The sequence below is a fragment of the Microvirga sp. TS319 genome (genome assembly GCF_041276405.1).
Lineage (GTDB): Bacteria > Pseudomonadota > Alphaproteobacteria > Rhizobiales > Beijerinckiaceae > Microvirga.
Genome location: NZ_JBGGGT010000002.1, coordinates 3993054 through 4007501, shown reverse-complemented (window position 1 = coordinate 4007501; position 14448 = coordinate 3993054). Strand labels below are relative to the sequence as shown.

14 protein-coding genes are annotated in these 14448 nt (G+C 64.3%); 13 read left to right on the top strand and 1 reads right to left on the bottom strand.

Annotation, left to right across the window (positions count from 1 at the left end; all coding sequences use genetic code 11):
• Position 1 precedes the first annotated feature (1 nt).
• A complete protein-coding gene (locus tag AB8841_RS28245; protein WP_370439052.1) occupies positions 2-1234 on the bottom strand; it encodes an argininosuccinate synthase in 1233 nt (410 codons plus the stop codon).
• Positions 1235-1355: 121 nt separating this feature from the next.
• On the opposite strand from AB8841_RS28245, the gene AB8841_RS28240 reads away from it, so the two are divergent.
• The 13 genes from AB8841_RS28240 (at position 1356) to AB8841_RS28180 (ending at position 14441) form a co-directional block, all read left to right on the top strand.
• Positions 1356-1766 (top strand): hypothetical protein, encoded by a 411-nt coding sequence (locus tag AB8841_RS28240; protein ID WP_370439051.1) that lies wholly within the window; start codon positions 1356-1358, stop codon positions 1764-1766.
• A gap of 178 nt (positions 1767-1944) precedes the next feature.
• On the top strand, positions 1945-2574 hold the full coding sequence (locus tag AB8841_RS28235) for a 2-hydroxychromene-2-carboxylate isomerase (RefSeq protein ID WP_370439050.1): 630 nt from the start codon (positions 1945-1947) through the stop codon (positions 2572-2574).
• A 280-nt stretch (positions 2575-2854) separates the two neighbouring features.
• Positions 2855-4150 (top strand): MFS transporter, encoded by a 1296-nt coding sequence (locus tag AB8841_RS28230; protein WP_370439049.1) that lies wholly within the window; start codon positions 2855-2857, stop codon positions 4148-4150.
• A gap of 344 nt (positions 4151-4494) precedes the next feature.
• The gene (gene rpsA, locus AB8841_RS28225; RefSeq protein WP_370439048.1) at positions 4495-6195 is read left to right on the top strand and encodes a 30S ribosomal protein S1; all 1701 of its coding nucleotides are present in this window, start codon (positions 4495-4497) and stop codon (positions 6193-6195) included.
• A gap of 274 nt (positions 6196-6469) precedes the next feature.
• Positions 6470-7435, top strand: a complete 966-nt coding sequence (sppA, locus tag AB8841_RS28220) for a signal peptide peptidase SppA (protein WP_370439047.1) — start codon at positions 6470-6472, stop codon at positions 7433-7435.
• Positions 7436-7461: 26 nt separating this feature from the next.
• A complete protein-coding gene (gene ihfB, locus AB8841_RS28215; RefSeq protein ID WP_370439046.1) occupies positions 7462-7776 on the top strand; it encodes an integration host factor subunit beta in 315 nt (104 codons plus the stop codon).
• A gap of 19 nt (positions 7777-7795) precedes the next feature.
• Positions 7796-8146, top strand: coding sequence for a lipopolysaccharide assembly protein LapA domain-containing protein (locus tag AB8841_RS28210; protein ID WP_370439045.1), 351 nt, complete (start codon positions 7796-7798; stop codon positions 8144-8146).
• Positions 8147-8169: 23 nt separating this feature from the next.
• Positions 8170-9117 carry an ornithine cyclodeaminase family protein gene (locus tag AB8841_RS28205; RefSeq protein ID WP_370439044.1) on the top strand — a complete coding sequence of 316 codons (948 nt, stop codon included), beginning with the start codon at positions 8170-8172 and terminating at the stop codon, positions 9115-9117.
• 9 nt (positions 9118-9126) lie between these two features.
• On the top strand, positions 9127-9786 hold the full coding sequence (locus tag AB8841_RS28200) for a phosphoribosylanthranilate isomerase (RefSeq protein WP_370439043.1): 660 nt from the start codon (positions 9127-9129) through the stop codon (positions 9784-9786).
• 78 nt (positions 9787-9864) lie between these two features.
• Positions 9865-11085, top strand: a complete 1221-nt coding sequence (trpB, locus tag AB8841_RS28195) for a tryptophan synthase subunit beta (RefSeq protein WP_370439042.1) — start codon at positions 9865-9867, stop codon at positions 11083-11085.
• Between the two features lie 168 nt (positions 11086-11253).
• Positions 11254-12093: a tryptophan synthase subunit alpha gene (trpA, locus tag AB8841_RS28190; protein ID WP_370439041.1), complete on the top strand. Its 840-nt coding sequence runs from the start codon at positions 11254-11256 to the stop codon at positions 12091-12093.
• A 105-nt stretch (positions 12094-12198) separates the two neighbouring features.
• On the top strand, positions 12199-13101 hold the full coding sequence (accD, locus tag AB8841_RS28185) for an acetyl-CoA carboxylase, carboxyltransferase subunit beta (RefSeq protein ID WP_370439040.1): 903 nt from the start codon (positions 12199-12201) through the stop codon (positions 13099-13101).
• A 14-nt stretch (positions 13102-13115) separates the two neighbouring features.
• Complete coding sequence (locus AB8841_RS28180; RefSeq protein ID WP_370439039.1) at positions 13116-14441, top strand: folylpolyglutamate synthase/dihydrofolate synthase family protein; 1326 nt, start codon at positions 13116-13118, stop codon at positions 14439-14441.
• The last annotated feature ends 7 nt before the right edge of the window (positions 14442-14448 follow it).

Below are 14448 nucleotides of genomic sequence, written 5' to 3'. Positions count from 1 at the left end.
CTTACAGCCCGAGCTTCTTCTTGCGCTGGGCGAGGGTGCGCAGGCGAAGCGCGTTGAGCTTGATGAAGCCCGCGGCGTCGCGGTGGTCGTAGGCGACCGCGCCTTCCTCGAAGGTGACCAGGTCCTGGTCGTAGAGGGTGTAGGGGCTCTCGCGGCCGATGATGTGGACGCCGCCCTTGTAGAGCTTCAGCTTCACTTCGCCGGTGACGAGTTCCTGAGACTTGTCGATGAGGGCCTGCAGCATCTCGCGCTCAGGGCTGAACCAGAAGCCGTTATAGATGAGCTCGGCGTATTTCGGCATCAGCTCGTCCTTCAGGTGCGCCGCGCCGCGATCGAGCGTGATCGACTCGATGCCGCGATGGGCGAGGTGAAGGATCGTGCCGCCGGGCGTCTCGTACATGCCGCGGCTCTTCATGCCCACGAACCGGTTCTCGACCAGGTCGAGACGGCCGATGCCGTTGATGCGGCCGAGTTCGTTGAGCTTCGCCAGCAGGTCTGCCGGACCCATCTTCTTGCCGTCGATGGCGACCGGATCGCCCTTCTCGAAGGTGATGGAGATCACCGTCGGCGTGTCGGGGGCGGTTTCGGGATCGTTGGTCCGCGAATAGACGTAATCCGGCACTTCCAGGGACGGGTCTTCCAAGACCTTGCCCTCGGAGGAGGCGTGCAGCAGGTTGGCGTCCACGGAGAACGGAGCCTCGCCGCGCTTGTCCTTGGCGATCGGGATCTGATGGGCCTCGGCGAAGGCGATGAGCTGCTCGCGGGAGCGCAGGTCCCATTCGCGCCAGGGGGCGATCACGGTCACGTCGGGCTTCAAGGCATAATAGCCCAGCTCGAAGCGCACCTGGTCGTTGCCCTTGCCGGTCGCACCGTGGGCGACCGCGTCGGCACCGACCTTCTCGGCGATCTCGATCTGCTTCTTGGCGATCAGCGGGCGGGCGATGGAGGTGCCGAGCAGGTACAGGCCCTCATACTGCGCGTTGGCACGGAACATCGGGAACACATAGTCGCGCACGAACTCGTCGCGCAGGTCCTCGATGAAGATGTTTTCCGGCTTGATGCCCAGAAGCTCGGCCTTCTTGCGGGCGGGCTCCAGCTCCTCGCCCTGGCCGAGATCGGCGGTGAAGGTCACCACCTCGCAGCCATAGGTGGTCTGCAGCCACTTGAGGATGATGGAGGTGTCGAGACCGCCGGAATAGGCGAGCACGACCTTGTTCACGCGCTTCTCAGCCATAATCGATGTTCCAGAATGAAAGGGTATCCGCGACTTAGCCGGGATGCTTTGGAAGTGCAACCAAGACCTTCCAGGGGCACGGCGATTGCGCAGTGTCGGAGTTCGATGCTACGAAACTGAAATGATACGATATAAAGCGCAGATACTGGTGGTGCTGTCCTGGCTCCTGCCCCTGCTTCCGATTGCCTGGCAGGCCCAGGCCGGGGCGAATAAGGAGGCACGCGGAGGCCGAACTATCCCGTTGGAAGTCGTGAGTGATCCGCAAGCCTTTTCAGGACAAGAGGTCGACCTTTTGTGCTGGGTCTCCCTGAAGGAGTTGGACGAAGGAAGGTGCCCGGCATACAGTGAAGATGGAAAGCCTGTGGGAGATGTCAAAGTCAACATCGCTGCCGTGCCGGAGCGCGAGCGTTCTTTCGTCTCCAGCCATTGTGTCAATCAGGGCGTCCCGATCCGATGTCTGGTGCTGATATCGGGAAAAATAAGCGTCAGTGACGACAACATCCCATCGATCCCGAAACCGAAGCTAGACTGATCTTCGATCCGGATGATTGTCGGCCCTTCGGAATTGACGCGGATTGAATCCGACGGCCACAAGGTCGGCTGACAGCCCGCAAAGTCATGCTTCTCTCGCATTCCTGCCCGTAATGGCAGGGCCTGCCCAAGGGGCAGGCGATGCTCTAGCGATGGGCCTGAAAGGCAAGGAGAGGCCCATGATCCGCCGCCCGTTTTTCGAGTTCTGGTACGAATTCGCCTCGCCCTATTCCTATCTGACGGCCATGCGCATCGAGCAGGCGGCCGAGGAGGCGGGAGTGGAGCTCATGTGGCGGCCGTTTCTTCTCGGCCCGATCTTCAAGGCTCAGGGGTGGGAGACCTCGCCCTTCAACCTTTATCCGGCCAAGGGCCGCTACATGTGGCGGGACATGGAGCGGGAAGCCGCGCGTTTCGGTCTTCCCCTCTACAGGCCCAGTCTCTTTCCACAGAACACGCTCCTGGCCGCCCGCCTCGCCCTTCTCGGTCTCGACAAGGGCTGGACGCCCGTCTTCACCCAGGCGGTCTACGCGGCGGAGTTCGGTGAGGGGCGCGACATCTCCGACCCGCAGGTGCTCTCCGGCATCCTGTCCGGCCTCGGGCTCGACCCGGAGAAGACTGTCCACGAGGCGCAATCGGATGCCACCAAAGGCCGCCTGCGGCGTCTGAACGACGAGGCGCTCTCCCGCGGCGTCGTTGGGGCTCCGACCTTCTTCGCCGAGGACGGAGAAATGTTCTGGGGCAACGACCGGCTCGAACAGGCGCTCGAATGGGCGGTCACCCAGGCCCGGCGCTCGGAAGTCCCGCTCTAGACGCATTGGCCTTTAGTCGTAGACAATTCGGGATTTCTCGCCCGGCAGTTTCGCAATCTGCGTAAGTATTTAGCCCGGAAGCAACGGCAAAGGTACAGATCTCGCATTGGGGCCCCTGCAGTTTGACGTATCGTCATGGCAGGCGTATGCCCCCAGGAAATATAATGCTGCAGTGGAACGCCAACGCTGCTGCTTCTTTCTCACAAAAATTAAGCCTCTTCTCAGGCCATGCGCTCTCCCGGCGCGGGGGAGGGCATGCATTATTGGAACGAACGAACTTATGCTGAAGGAAAACAATCTCGCCGATCGCAGGCATCGCCTGAAATCGATCCTCGGCGGATCGGCGGGCAACATGGTCGAATGGTACGACTGGTATGTCTATTCCGCCTTTACCCTCTACTTCGCCCCGATCTTCTTTCCCAAGGGTGATCAGACCGCGCAGCTCCTGAGCGCGGCGGCGGTGTTCGCCGTCGGCTTCCTCATGCGGCCCATCGGGGCCTGGATCATGGGCATTTATGCGGACAGCAAGGGACGCAAGGCCGGCCTGACCCTCTCCGTGACGCTCATGTGCACCGGCTCGCTGATGATCGCCGTCACACCGGGCTATGACAGCATCGGCGTGCTGGCTCCCGTGATCCTGGTCCTGGCCCGCCTGCTCCAAGGCATCAGCGTGGGCGGCGAGTACGGCGCCAGCGCCACCTATTTGAGCGAGATGGCCGGCAAGAGCCGCCGCGGCTTCTTCTCCAGCTTCCAGTATGTGACGCTGATCTCGGGGCAGCTCCTGGCCCTGGCCGTGCTTTTGGTTCTCCAGCAGGTGCTGTCCGAGCAGGCTCTCGAGGCCTGGGGATGGCGCATTCCCTTCTTCATCGGCGGCATCCTGGCCGTGGTGGTCTTCTATCTCCGGCGCGGGCTGGCCGAGACGGAGTCCTACAAGAACGCCAAGGGCGCGAAGGCGCCCCGCTCCAGCGGTCTTGCGCTCTTCACGAAGTATCCCCGCGAGGCCTTCACGGTGATCGCGCTCACGGCCGGCGGCACGCTCGCCTTCTATGCCTACACCACCTACCTGCAGAAGTTCCTGGTCAACACCTCCGGCTTCTCCCGCGAGACGGCGAGCCAGATCACGGCGGCGGCTCTCTTCGTGTTCATGGTGCTGCAGCCGGTGGCGGGTTCGCTGTCGGACCGGATCGGGCGCAAGCCGATCATGGTCGGCTTCGGCGTTCTCGGCGTGCTGTTTACCTACCTGATCTTCTCGACGCTCGCGGGCACCAACAATCCCTACGCGGCCTTCGCGCTGGCCCTGGCGGCGCTCGTGATCGTCACCGGATACACCTCCATCAACGCGGTCGTGAAGGCGGAGATGTTCCCGGCCCATATCCGCGCGCTGGGCGTGGCTCTGCCCTATGCCCTCGCCAATACGGTCTTCGGCGGCACCGCGGAATACGTGGCGCTCTGGTTCAAGCAGGCCGGAATGGAGTACGGATTCTTCATCTACGTGACGATCATGATCGGTCTCTCCCTCATCGTTTACCTGCGCATGAAGGACACCCGCGATCACAGCCTGATCCACGAGGACTGAAGGCATCCCTGGCATCCCTTGAGCCTCTCGATGCGCGAGCCGTGAGGCTCAAGGGGTTGAAAGTCTTGTGATCCAAGGCGATTTGGGATAAAGGAACGCCTATTCGACAGACATTTGCGGTGCGTCGTGTTCGAAGGTGCCTGATGCGCACCCCTGAGGTGTTCCGCTAAAGTCTTGACGAACAAAGCGTTTCCGTCCGCCGATGATACGCCGGCCCGCTTTTGAAGCGGCACGCCTTGGACACGGCCCTCAAGGGGGCGTCCTGGGCGGCGACGGAGGGAAACGGCCCGTTCACACGAGCCGCCGGCGTTGCCCCTTTAAACGAGGGCCATTCAGGAGAACATATGTCTGCAGCTTTCCAACAGCCGAGCCGTGAAGATTTTGCTGCTCTGCTCGAAGAATCCTTCCGCACGTCCGAGATCAACGAAGGCTCGGTGGTGAAGGGCAAGGTGGTCGCCATCGAGAAGGATGTCGCGGTCATCGATATCGGCGCGAAGACCGAGGGTCGCGTCGCTCTGAAGGAATTCACCGGCCCCAACCGCGACCGTGAGATCAAGGTCGGCGATGAGGTCGAGGTTTATGTCGAGCGCATCGAGAATGCGCTGGGCGAGGCCGTCATCTCCCGTGACAAGGCCCGCCGCGAAGAGTCGTGGGTGAAGCTCGAGAAGGCCTTCGAGGCCGGCGAGCGCGTCAATGGCACCATCTTCAACCAGGTCAAGGGCGGCTACACGGTCGACCTCGACGGCGCCGTGGCGTTCCTGCCCCGCTCGCAGGTGGACATCCGTCCCGTTCGCGACGTCACCCCGCTCATGGGCGTGGCTCAGCCGTTCCAGATCCTCAAGATGGATCGCCGCCGCGGCAACATCGTCGTGTCGCGCCGCACGGTTCTCGAAGAGAGCCGCGCCGAGCAGCGCTCCGAGCTCGTGGCCAACCTCGAAGAGGGTCAGGTCATCGACGGCGTGGTCAAGAACATCACCGAATACGGTGCGTTCGTTGATCTCGGCGGCATCGACGGCCTGCTGCACGTCACCGACATGGCGTGGCGCCGCGTGAACCATCCGTCCGAGGTCGTAACGATCGGCCAGACGGTGAAGGTGAAGATCATCAAGATCAACCACGAGACGCACCGCATCTCGCTTGGCATCAAGCAGCTGCTGGCCGATCCGTGGGAGGGCATCGCCGCTCGTTACCCTGTCGGCGCCAAGCTGAAGGGCCGCGTCACGAACATCACCGATTACGGTGCGTTCGTCGAGCTCGAGCCGGGCATCGAAGGTCTGATCCACGTCTCCGAGATGTCCTGGACGAAGAAGAACGTCCACCCCGGCAAGATCATCTCCACCTCTCAGGAGGTTGAGGTCGTGATCCTCGAGGTCGACCAGGTGAAGCGTCGTATCTCGCTCGGCCTGAAGCAGACGCTGCAGAACCCGTGGGAGGCCTTCGCCGAGAAGCACCCCGTGGGCTCGGTCGTCGAGGGCGAGGTGAAGAACAAGACCGAGTTCGGTCTGTTCATCGGCCTCGAGAACGACGTCGACGGCATGGTCCATCTCTCGGATCTCGACTGGAACCGTCCGGGCGAGCAGGTCATCGACGACTTCAAGAAGGGCGACATGGTTCGCGCTCAGGTTCTCGACGTGGACGTCGAGAAGGAGCGCATCTCGCTCGGCATCAAGCAGCTGGCGGGCGATCCTTTCGCCGAGGCCGGCGAGTTGAGGAAGGGCCAGATCGTCACCTGCGAGGTTCTCGAGGTGAAGGACGGCGGCCTCGAGGTGAAGCTGGTCGATACCGACCTCACCACCTTCATCAAGCGCTCGGAGCTTGCTCGCGACCGCGCCGATCAGCGTCCCGAGCGCTTTGCTGCGGGTGAGAAGATCGACGCCCGCGTCACGCAGTTCGACCGCAAGGCCCGCCGCGTCACCGTCTCCATCAAGGCCCTCGAGGTCGCTGAGGAGAAGGAAGCCATGGCTCAGTACGGCTCGGCCGATTCGGGCGCGTCGCTCGGCGACATCCTGGGCGCGGCTCTCAAGGCCCGTACAGACAAGAAGTAATCGGACTCATCCTATCTCAGGGTCTGATGGATCCCCGGGCTTCGGCCCGGGGATTTTTTATGCCCGGAGCCCGCGTGATCCATGCATGGATTTGGGTTGGACATGCTCCAAGCCGCCCTATCTGCCTTCGCGTTGAAGCCGTCGCGAGACGGATCGCGGTTCGCCGCCCGATGATCCGGTTCGCGAAAAATGACGGGTTTGCAATTCCATAGCGGCGCAAACCGCTCTAGGGTGCTGCCTCCGCACGCGAGTGAACCGAGTTAGAGACGAACCGATGTCCATCGATGCCGAAGCCATTGCCGACCGCCGTCGTCTGCGCCGCAAGCTCTCCTTCTGGCGCATCGCCGGCTTCTCAGGATTGATCGCCGCCGTGGCCGCCCTGGGCTACGCCGCCGCGGACCGGATGGGCTATGGCGCCGTGCAGCAGCAGATCGCCCGCATCTCGATCGACGGCGTGATCACCGGCAACCAGCGCATGGCGGAGCTGATGGAGCGGGTGCGTGATTCCAGCCTCGTCTCCGGCGTCGTGATCTCCATCAACAGTCCCGGGGGCACCACCACGGGCTCCGAGGAGCTTTACCGGAACATCCGCCGTCTCTCGGAGAAGAAGCCCGTAGTCACCTTCGTGGACGGCACGGCGGCCTCGGGCGGCTATATCACGGCCATCGCGTCCGACTACATCGTTGCACGGGAGACCTCCCTCGTGGGCTCCATCGGGGTGCTGTTCCAGTATCCGGATGTGTCCGGCCTCCTGGGGAATGTCGGAGTGAAGGTAGAGACGATCAAATCCGCTCCCCTCAAGGCAGAGCCGAATCCCTTCACGCCGACGTCGCCCGAAGCCCGCGCGGCCATCCAATCCGTCGTCGGCGACACCTATGACTGGTTCAAGACTCTCGTGCGCGAGCGCCGCCACCTGAACGAGAGCGAGCTCGCTACGGCTTCCACCGGCCAGGTCTTCAGCGGCCGCCAGGGCGTGCCCATGAAGCTCGTGGACAGGCTCGGGAGCGAGCGCGACGCGGTCGCCTGGCTCGAGACCGAGAAGGGCGTCGCAAAGAACCTTCCGATTCGCGATTGGAAACCGCGCTCCGACCATGACTTCTCGATCTTCACCATGGCGGCGGCGACGGCGGACCTCGCCGGCTTCGAGAGAGTGGCGCAAGCCCTGCGTCGAGCGGATGCTCACGTTGAGGCAGCGCAGCTTGACGGGCTGCTGGTCGTCTGGCAACCTTCAGAAAAATAAAGCATCGTCAAAGATATAGCTCATCCATGATCAAATCAGAACTGGTGCTCAAGCTCGCTGAGCAGAACCCGCATTTGTACCAACGCGACGTCGAGAAGATCGTAAATGCGATTCTCGACACGATCGCGGATGCGCTCGCGCGGGGCGACCGGGTGGAGCTGCGTGGCTTCGGCGCATTTTCCGTCAAGAAGCGCGACGCCCGCACCGGCCGCAACCCGCGCACGGGCGAGTCCGTTTCCATTTCCGAAAAGGTTGTTCCCGTCTTCAAGACGGGCAAGGAAATGCGCCAGCGGCTCAATGCCCCGGCTTCGAAAGTGCTGAAGGCCGCCGCGGCCCAATAACAATGCTCGTGAGGTGCTCGTGATTCGCTTTCTGAAGGCGCTCATTCTTCTGCCGGTCGCGATTCTGGTCGTGTTGCTCGCCGTCGCGAATCGCGCTCCGGTGACCCTGTCGCTGGATCCATTCTCCAAGGATGCGCCTGAATTCGCGGCACAGCTTCCTCTCTTTGCCGTGATCTTCGCCGCCGTCATGGTCGGCGTCGTCATTGGCGGCACGGCGACCTGGCTGGCTCAGGGCAAGACCCGCAAGGCCCGGCGCCGCTATCGCCGCGAGGCCGATCAGCTGCGCCACGAAACCGAGCGCCTGCGCAGCCAGAATGCCGCGGCGGGCCTGCCGGCCACCCTGCCGGCCCCGCAATCGTCCGGATTCTAAAACTGTCAGGCCCGCCGTCGACCATGCGCGTCGTTTCGTCAGCCGAGATCGACCGGATCCTCACCTTTCCGGCTCTCGTCGAGGCGCTTGCCGAGGCCTTTCGCGGCGACATGGTCACGCCGGTACGGCACCATCACGAGATCGAGCGCCCGGGTTCCTCCGGAACGCTGCTGCTGATGCCGTCCTGGACCGGTCCGGCCGCAGGGGACGGATTCGTGGGCGTGAAGGTGGTTTCCGTCTTTCCGGACAACGGGGCGAAGAACCTTCCCAGCGTCATGGGCTCGTACCTCCTGATGAACGGCGAGACGGGCGAGCCCGTCGCCGTTCTCGACGGTACGCGCCTCACGGTCTGGCGCACGGCCGCGGCCTCCGCGCTCGCCGCGCGGCATCTGGCCCGTGCGGACGCAGCCCGGATGGTGATGGTGGGATCGGGCGCGCTCGCGCCCTTCCTGATCCGCGCTCACGCGAGCCAGCGGCCCATTCGCGAGGTCTCCCTCTGGAATCACAGGCCCGGCAAGGCCGAAGCCCTGGCGGCGGAGCTTCGTGCCGAGGGCCTCCCGGTCACGGCCGTCACGGACCTGGAAGCGGCGGTGCGCGAGGCCGACCTCGTCTCCTGCGCGACGCTTTCGACCGCGCCCGTCGTGAAGGGCGCATGGCTGAAGGAAGGCGCCCATCTCGACCTCGTGGGCGCGTTCAACCTGACGATGCGGGAGGCCGACGACGAGGCCCTGCGCAAGGCCCTGGTCTATGTCGATACCCAGGCCGCGCTCTCCGAAGGCGGGGACGTGGCGCTTTCCCTCCGGGAGGGGACAATCGAACCGGGGCATGTGCGCGGCACCCTGTTCGACCTCTGCCGCCATCCGCCGCAGCGGAGCGATGGGGCCGTCACCCTGTTCAAATCGGTCGGCACGGCCCTGGAGGATCTGGCTGCGGCGATGCTGGTGTGGCGTTTGTTGCCCAAAACGTCGTAGAACGGGCCCATGACCAATCTGATCAAGATCTGCGGGCTCTCGACCCCCGAAACCCTCGCGGCCGCGCTCGATGCCGGCGCGGACATGGTGGGGTTCGTGCGCTTTCCGAAAAGCCCCCGCCACCTGACTCTCGATCTCGGCCATCGTCTGTCCCTGCAGGCCAAGGGCCGCGCCCAGCGCGTCGTGCTTCTGGTCGATCCCGGCGACGAGGAGATTGCGCAGGCCGTCGAGGCCATCAACCCAGACCTGATCCAGCTTCATGGGCACGAGAGCCCCGAGCGCGTCGCCGAGATCCGCTCGATGCTTCGCCGTCCCGTCATGAAGGCTTTCGGCATCGCCGAGCGAGGCGATCTCGCTGCCCTTCTTCCCTATGCAGGAGCTGTCGAGCACATCCTGCTCGACGCCAAGCCGCCCCGGGCGGAAGGCTCCTTGCCGGGCGGCAATGGCATCTCCTTCGACTGGACGCTCCTGAATGGGCTTGACCCGGCTCTCTCCATCATGTTGTCAGGAGGTCTCAACCCCGACAACGTGGCGGAGGCCATCCGGCTCACCAGGCCCAAGGCTGTCGACGTTTCATCGGGGGTGGAAAGCGGACCGGGCCGGAAGGATCCGGCCAGGATCGAAGCCTTCGTCAAGGCAGCCCGGACAGCATTCGCTGCCCAGCTATAAAAGGAAGTACGCATTTCCTCGACAGGGAAACCGGCATCCACTTTCCGGGAAATGCTCAATTTAAGGCAGGACAGGCCCGTGTCAGCTCAAGCCCACCCCAATTCCTTCCGCACCGGTCCCGACGAGCGCGGGCATTTCGGTCAGTTCGGCGGACGTTTCGTCGCCGAGACCCTGATGCCGAACATTCTCGAGCTGGAGAAGGCTTATGACGAGGCCAGGAACGATCCGGCCTTCCATGCCGACATGGAGTATTTCTCCAAGCACTATATCGGCCGTCCGAGCCCGCTCTATTTCGCGGAGCGCATGACGGAGCATCTCGGGGGCGCGAAGATCTACTTCAAGCGCGAGGAGCTGAACCATACCGGCGCCCACAAGGTGAACAACGTGCTGGGCCAGATCCTTCTCGCCCGCCGCATGGGCAAGAAGCGCATCATCGCCGAAACCGGCGCAGGCCAGCATGGTGTCGCCACCGCCACCCTCTGCGCGCGCTTCGGCCTCGAATGCATCGTCTACATGGGCGCTGTCGACGTGGAGCGGCAGAAGCCCAACGTCTTCCGCATGAACATGCTGGGCGCCAAGGTGGTGCCGGTCCAGTCGGGCACCAGGACGCTCAAGGATGCCATGAACGAGGCCCTGCGCGATTGGGTGACGAACGTGGCCGACACCTTCTACTGCATCGGCACGGTGGCGGGCCCGCATCCCTATCCCGCCATGGTGCGCGATTTCCAATGCGTCATCGGCGACGAGACCCGCGCGCAGATGATGGAGGCCGAAGGCCGCCTGCCGGATTCGCTCGTCGCCTGCATCGGCGGCGGCTCCAACGCCATCGGGCTGTTCCATCCGTTCCTCGACGACAAGGGCATCGAGATCTACGGCGTGGAGGCCGCGGGCCATGGGCTCGACAAGCTCCATGCGGCCTCGCTCAGCGGCGGTCGTCCGGGGGTGCTGCACGGCAACCGCACCTATCTGCTCATGAACCATGACGGGCAGATCAACGACGCCCACTCGATCTCGGCGGGCCTCGACTATCCCGGGATCGGCCCCGAGCATGCATGGCTGCACGAGATGGGCCGCGTGAACTACATCTCCGCCACCGACGAGGAGGCGCTGGAGGCCTTCCAGCTCTGCGCGCGTCTCGAGGGCATCCTGCCCGCGCTGGAGCCCAGCCACGCGCTCGCCAAGGTCATGGAGCTCGCGCCCAAGAAGCCGAAGGATCACCTGATGGTGGTCAATATCAGCGGCCGCGGCGACAAGGACCTGTTCCAGATCGCCGAGCATCTGGGGACCGAGATCGCTTAACACTCCGCTTGTCTTGGTCATCCCCGGACTCGATCCGGGGATTTCCCGGCCATCCACGTCTTGGCATCCGCAGCGCCGCAAAGACGTGGATACCCGCGCTAGGCGCGGGCATGACGACATGCGTTAAACGATTTCATCCCGTCTCCTTCCCGTGCTAAAGACCCGCCCATGACCAAGCGCATCGAAGCCCGTTTTGAACAATGCCGTGCGGAAGGCCGCGCCGCTCTCGTGACCTACATCATGGCGGGAGACCCGGACCCCGAGACTTCCCTCGCGATCCTGAAGAGCCTGCCCAAGGCGGGGGCCGACATCGTCGAGTTCGGCCTGCCGTTCACGGATCCCATGGCCGACGGTCCGGCGATCCAGGCGGCGGGACTGCGGGCCCTGAAGGTGGGCCAGGACACGGTCAAGACCCTCGAGCTCATCCGCCGCTTCCGGGCCGAGGATCAGGATACGCCCGTGATCCTGATGGGCTATTTCAACCCGATCTACGTCTATGGCGTCGATCGCTTCCTGACCGATGCCAAGGATGCCGGGGTCGACGGCCTCATCGTGGTGGATCTGCCTCCCGAGGAGGACGACGAGCTGTGCCTGCCGGCCCTGAAGGCGGGACTTGCCTTCATTCGCCTGGCCACTCCGACCACGGACGATCGCCGCCTGCCGGCGGTGCTCGCCAATACGGCCGGGTTCGTTTATTACGTTTCGATCACCGGCATCACGGGTGCGGCGACGCCCGATTTCGGCAAGGTCGCCACGGCGGTGGAGCGCATCAAGCATCATACGCCCCTGCCGGTCGTGGTGGGCTTCGGCGTGAAGAGCGGCGCGCATGCGGCGGCGGTGGCGAAAGGCGCCGACGGCGTCGTGGTGGGCTCGGCGCTCATCGATGCGCTGAAGGGCACCCTCGACGATCAGGGCCGCGCGACCTCGCGTTCGGTCGAGGCCGTCACCACCTTGGTGAAGGAATTGAGCGAAGGCGTGCGCTCGGTGGAAAAGCGCGCGGCGGCATGACACTGAACGTCTCGCCCGCACGCGATGCGGGCATCCACGCCTTCGACCGCGTGGACAGACGTGGATGGCCCGGGCAAGCCCGGCCATGACGAGAGGATTGAAGCGATGAACTGGATTTCCGAAGTCGTCCGTCCGAAGATCAAGACGCTCTTCAAGCGCGAGACGCCGGACAATCTCTGGATCAAGTGCCCGGATACGGGACAGGTGGTCTTCCACAAGGACGTGGAGGCGAACCAGTGGGTCATTCCCGGCTCGAACCACCACATGCGCATCTCGGCCACGCAGCGCCTCCAGCTCATGTTCGACGGGGGCACCTGGCTCGATGTGGCGCTTCCCGAAGTGCCCGTCGATCCCCTGAAGTTCCGCGATGAGAAGCGCTACATCGACCGCCTGAAGGACGCCCGCACCAAGACGGGCCAGCAGGATGCCTTCAAGGTGGGCTTCGGCCGCGTCGACGAGCTGCCGATGACCATCGCCGTGCAGGATTTCGGCTTCATGGGCGGCTCGCTGGGCATGGCGGCGGGCGAGGCCTTCGTCAAAGGCGCCGAGACGGCCCTCGACAAGAAGACGCCCTTCGTGCTCTTCGCCGGTTCTGGCGGCGCACGCATGCAGGAGGGCATTCTCTCGCTCATGCAGATGCCGCGCACCACGGTGGCGATCCGCCGCCTGCGCGATGCGCGCCTGCCCTATATCGTCGTGCTCACGAACCCGACCACCGGCGGCGTGACCGCATCCTATGCCATGCTGGGCGACGTGCATCTCGCTGAGCCCGGCGCGCTCATCGGCTTTGCCGGTCCGCGCGTGATCGAGCAGACCATCCGCGAGAAGCTGCCTGACGGCTTCCAGCGTTCCGAATACCTGAAGGAGCACGGCATGGTGGACATGGTGGTGCACCGCCATGACCTGAAGCCGACGATCGCCCGTCTCTCGCGCCTGTTCATGAAGGCTCCGGCGGCGGCTCCGACCGAGGGCACGATCACGACCGATGTCGCGGCTGCGGCCGAATAAGTGAGGGCAGGGCGGTGGACTCTTCCGATGCGCTGATCGCGCGGTTTCTCGCCCTGCACCCGAAGACCATCGATCTGTCGCTCGGGCGCATCCAGCGGCTGCTCGCAAAGCTCGGTCATCCCGAGCGCCGTCTGCCGCCCGTCATTCATGTGGCGGGCACCAACGGCAAGGGCTCCACCATCGCCTTCATGCGGGCGATCCTGGAGAGCGCGGGCCTCGCCGTTCATGTCTATACCTCACCCCATCTTGTGCGTTTCCACGAGCGCATCCGTCTCGGGCGCTTCGGCGGCGGGCAATATGTGAGCGAGGATCGCCTCGTCGAAGCCTTCCGCCGGTGCGAGGCGGTGAATGCGGGCGAACCGATCACCGTATTCGAGATCACCACGGCCGCGGCGCTGCTGATCTTCGCGGAGGAGCCGGCCGATGTGCTGCTGCTCGAAGTGGGGCTGGGCGGGCGCTTCGACGCCACGAACGTCATCGACAGGCCCGCCGCCGCCGTTGTGACGCCGATCGGCCACGACCACGCGGAATATCTCGGCACGACCCTTGAGGCCATCGCCAAGGAAAAGGCGGGGATCTTCAAACGCGGATGCCCGGCCATCATCGCGCCGCAGGATTACGTGGAGGCCGATCAGACCCTGCACGACGAAGCGGAGCGCATCGGCGCCTCCCCGCTGATCATCGGCCAGCAGGACTTCTCCATCCACGAAGAGGGCGGCCGTCTCGTCTACCAGGACGAGAGGGGCTTGCTCGACCTGCCGCGTCCGAAGCTCATCGGGCGGCATCAGTTCACCAATGCGGGCACGGCCATCGCGGCCCTGCGGGCGGCCGGTTTCGAACAGTTCGAGACCTCTGCCTTCGAGGCGGGGCTCACCCGCGCCGAATGGCCCGGACGGTTGCAGCGTCTCTCGAAGGGACGCCTGCCGGAAATCGCCCCGCACGGCAGCGAGTTGTGGCTCGACGGCGGGCACAACATCGATGGCGGGCGCGTTCTGGCCGCCGCCATGGCCGATCAGAGCGAACGCAACGATGCGCCGCTCGTGGTGATCGCCGGCATGCTCGGCACCAAGGACTCCCAGGCCTTCTTCAAGAACTTCTCCGGCCTCGCGCGGGAGGTGATCGCCGTGCCGATTTCCGGCCAGATCGCGGCGCGTCCCGCCGAGGAAGTGGCCGCCATCGCGGTGAGCGTCGGGCTTACCACCTCCGTCGCACCGAGTGTCGAATCCGCATTGGCTTCGCTCCACAACTACGTTTGGGAACGCCCGCCCCGTGTCTTGATCTGCGGTTCGCTCTATCTGGCAGGTGAGGTGCTGGCAGCCAATGGAACGCTGCCCGAATAAGGAAAGC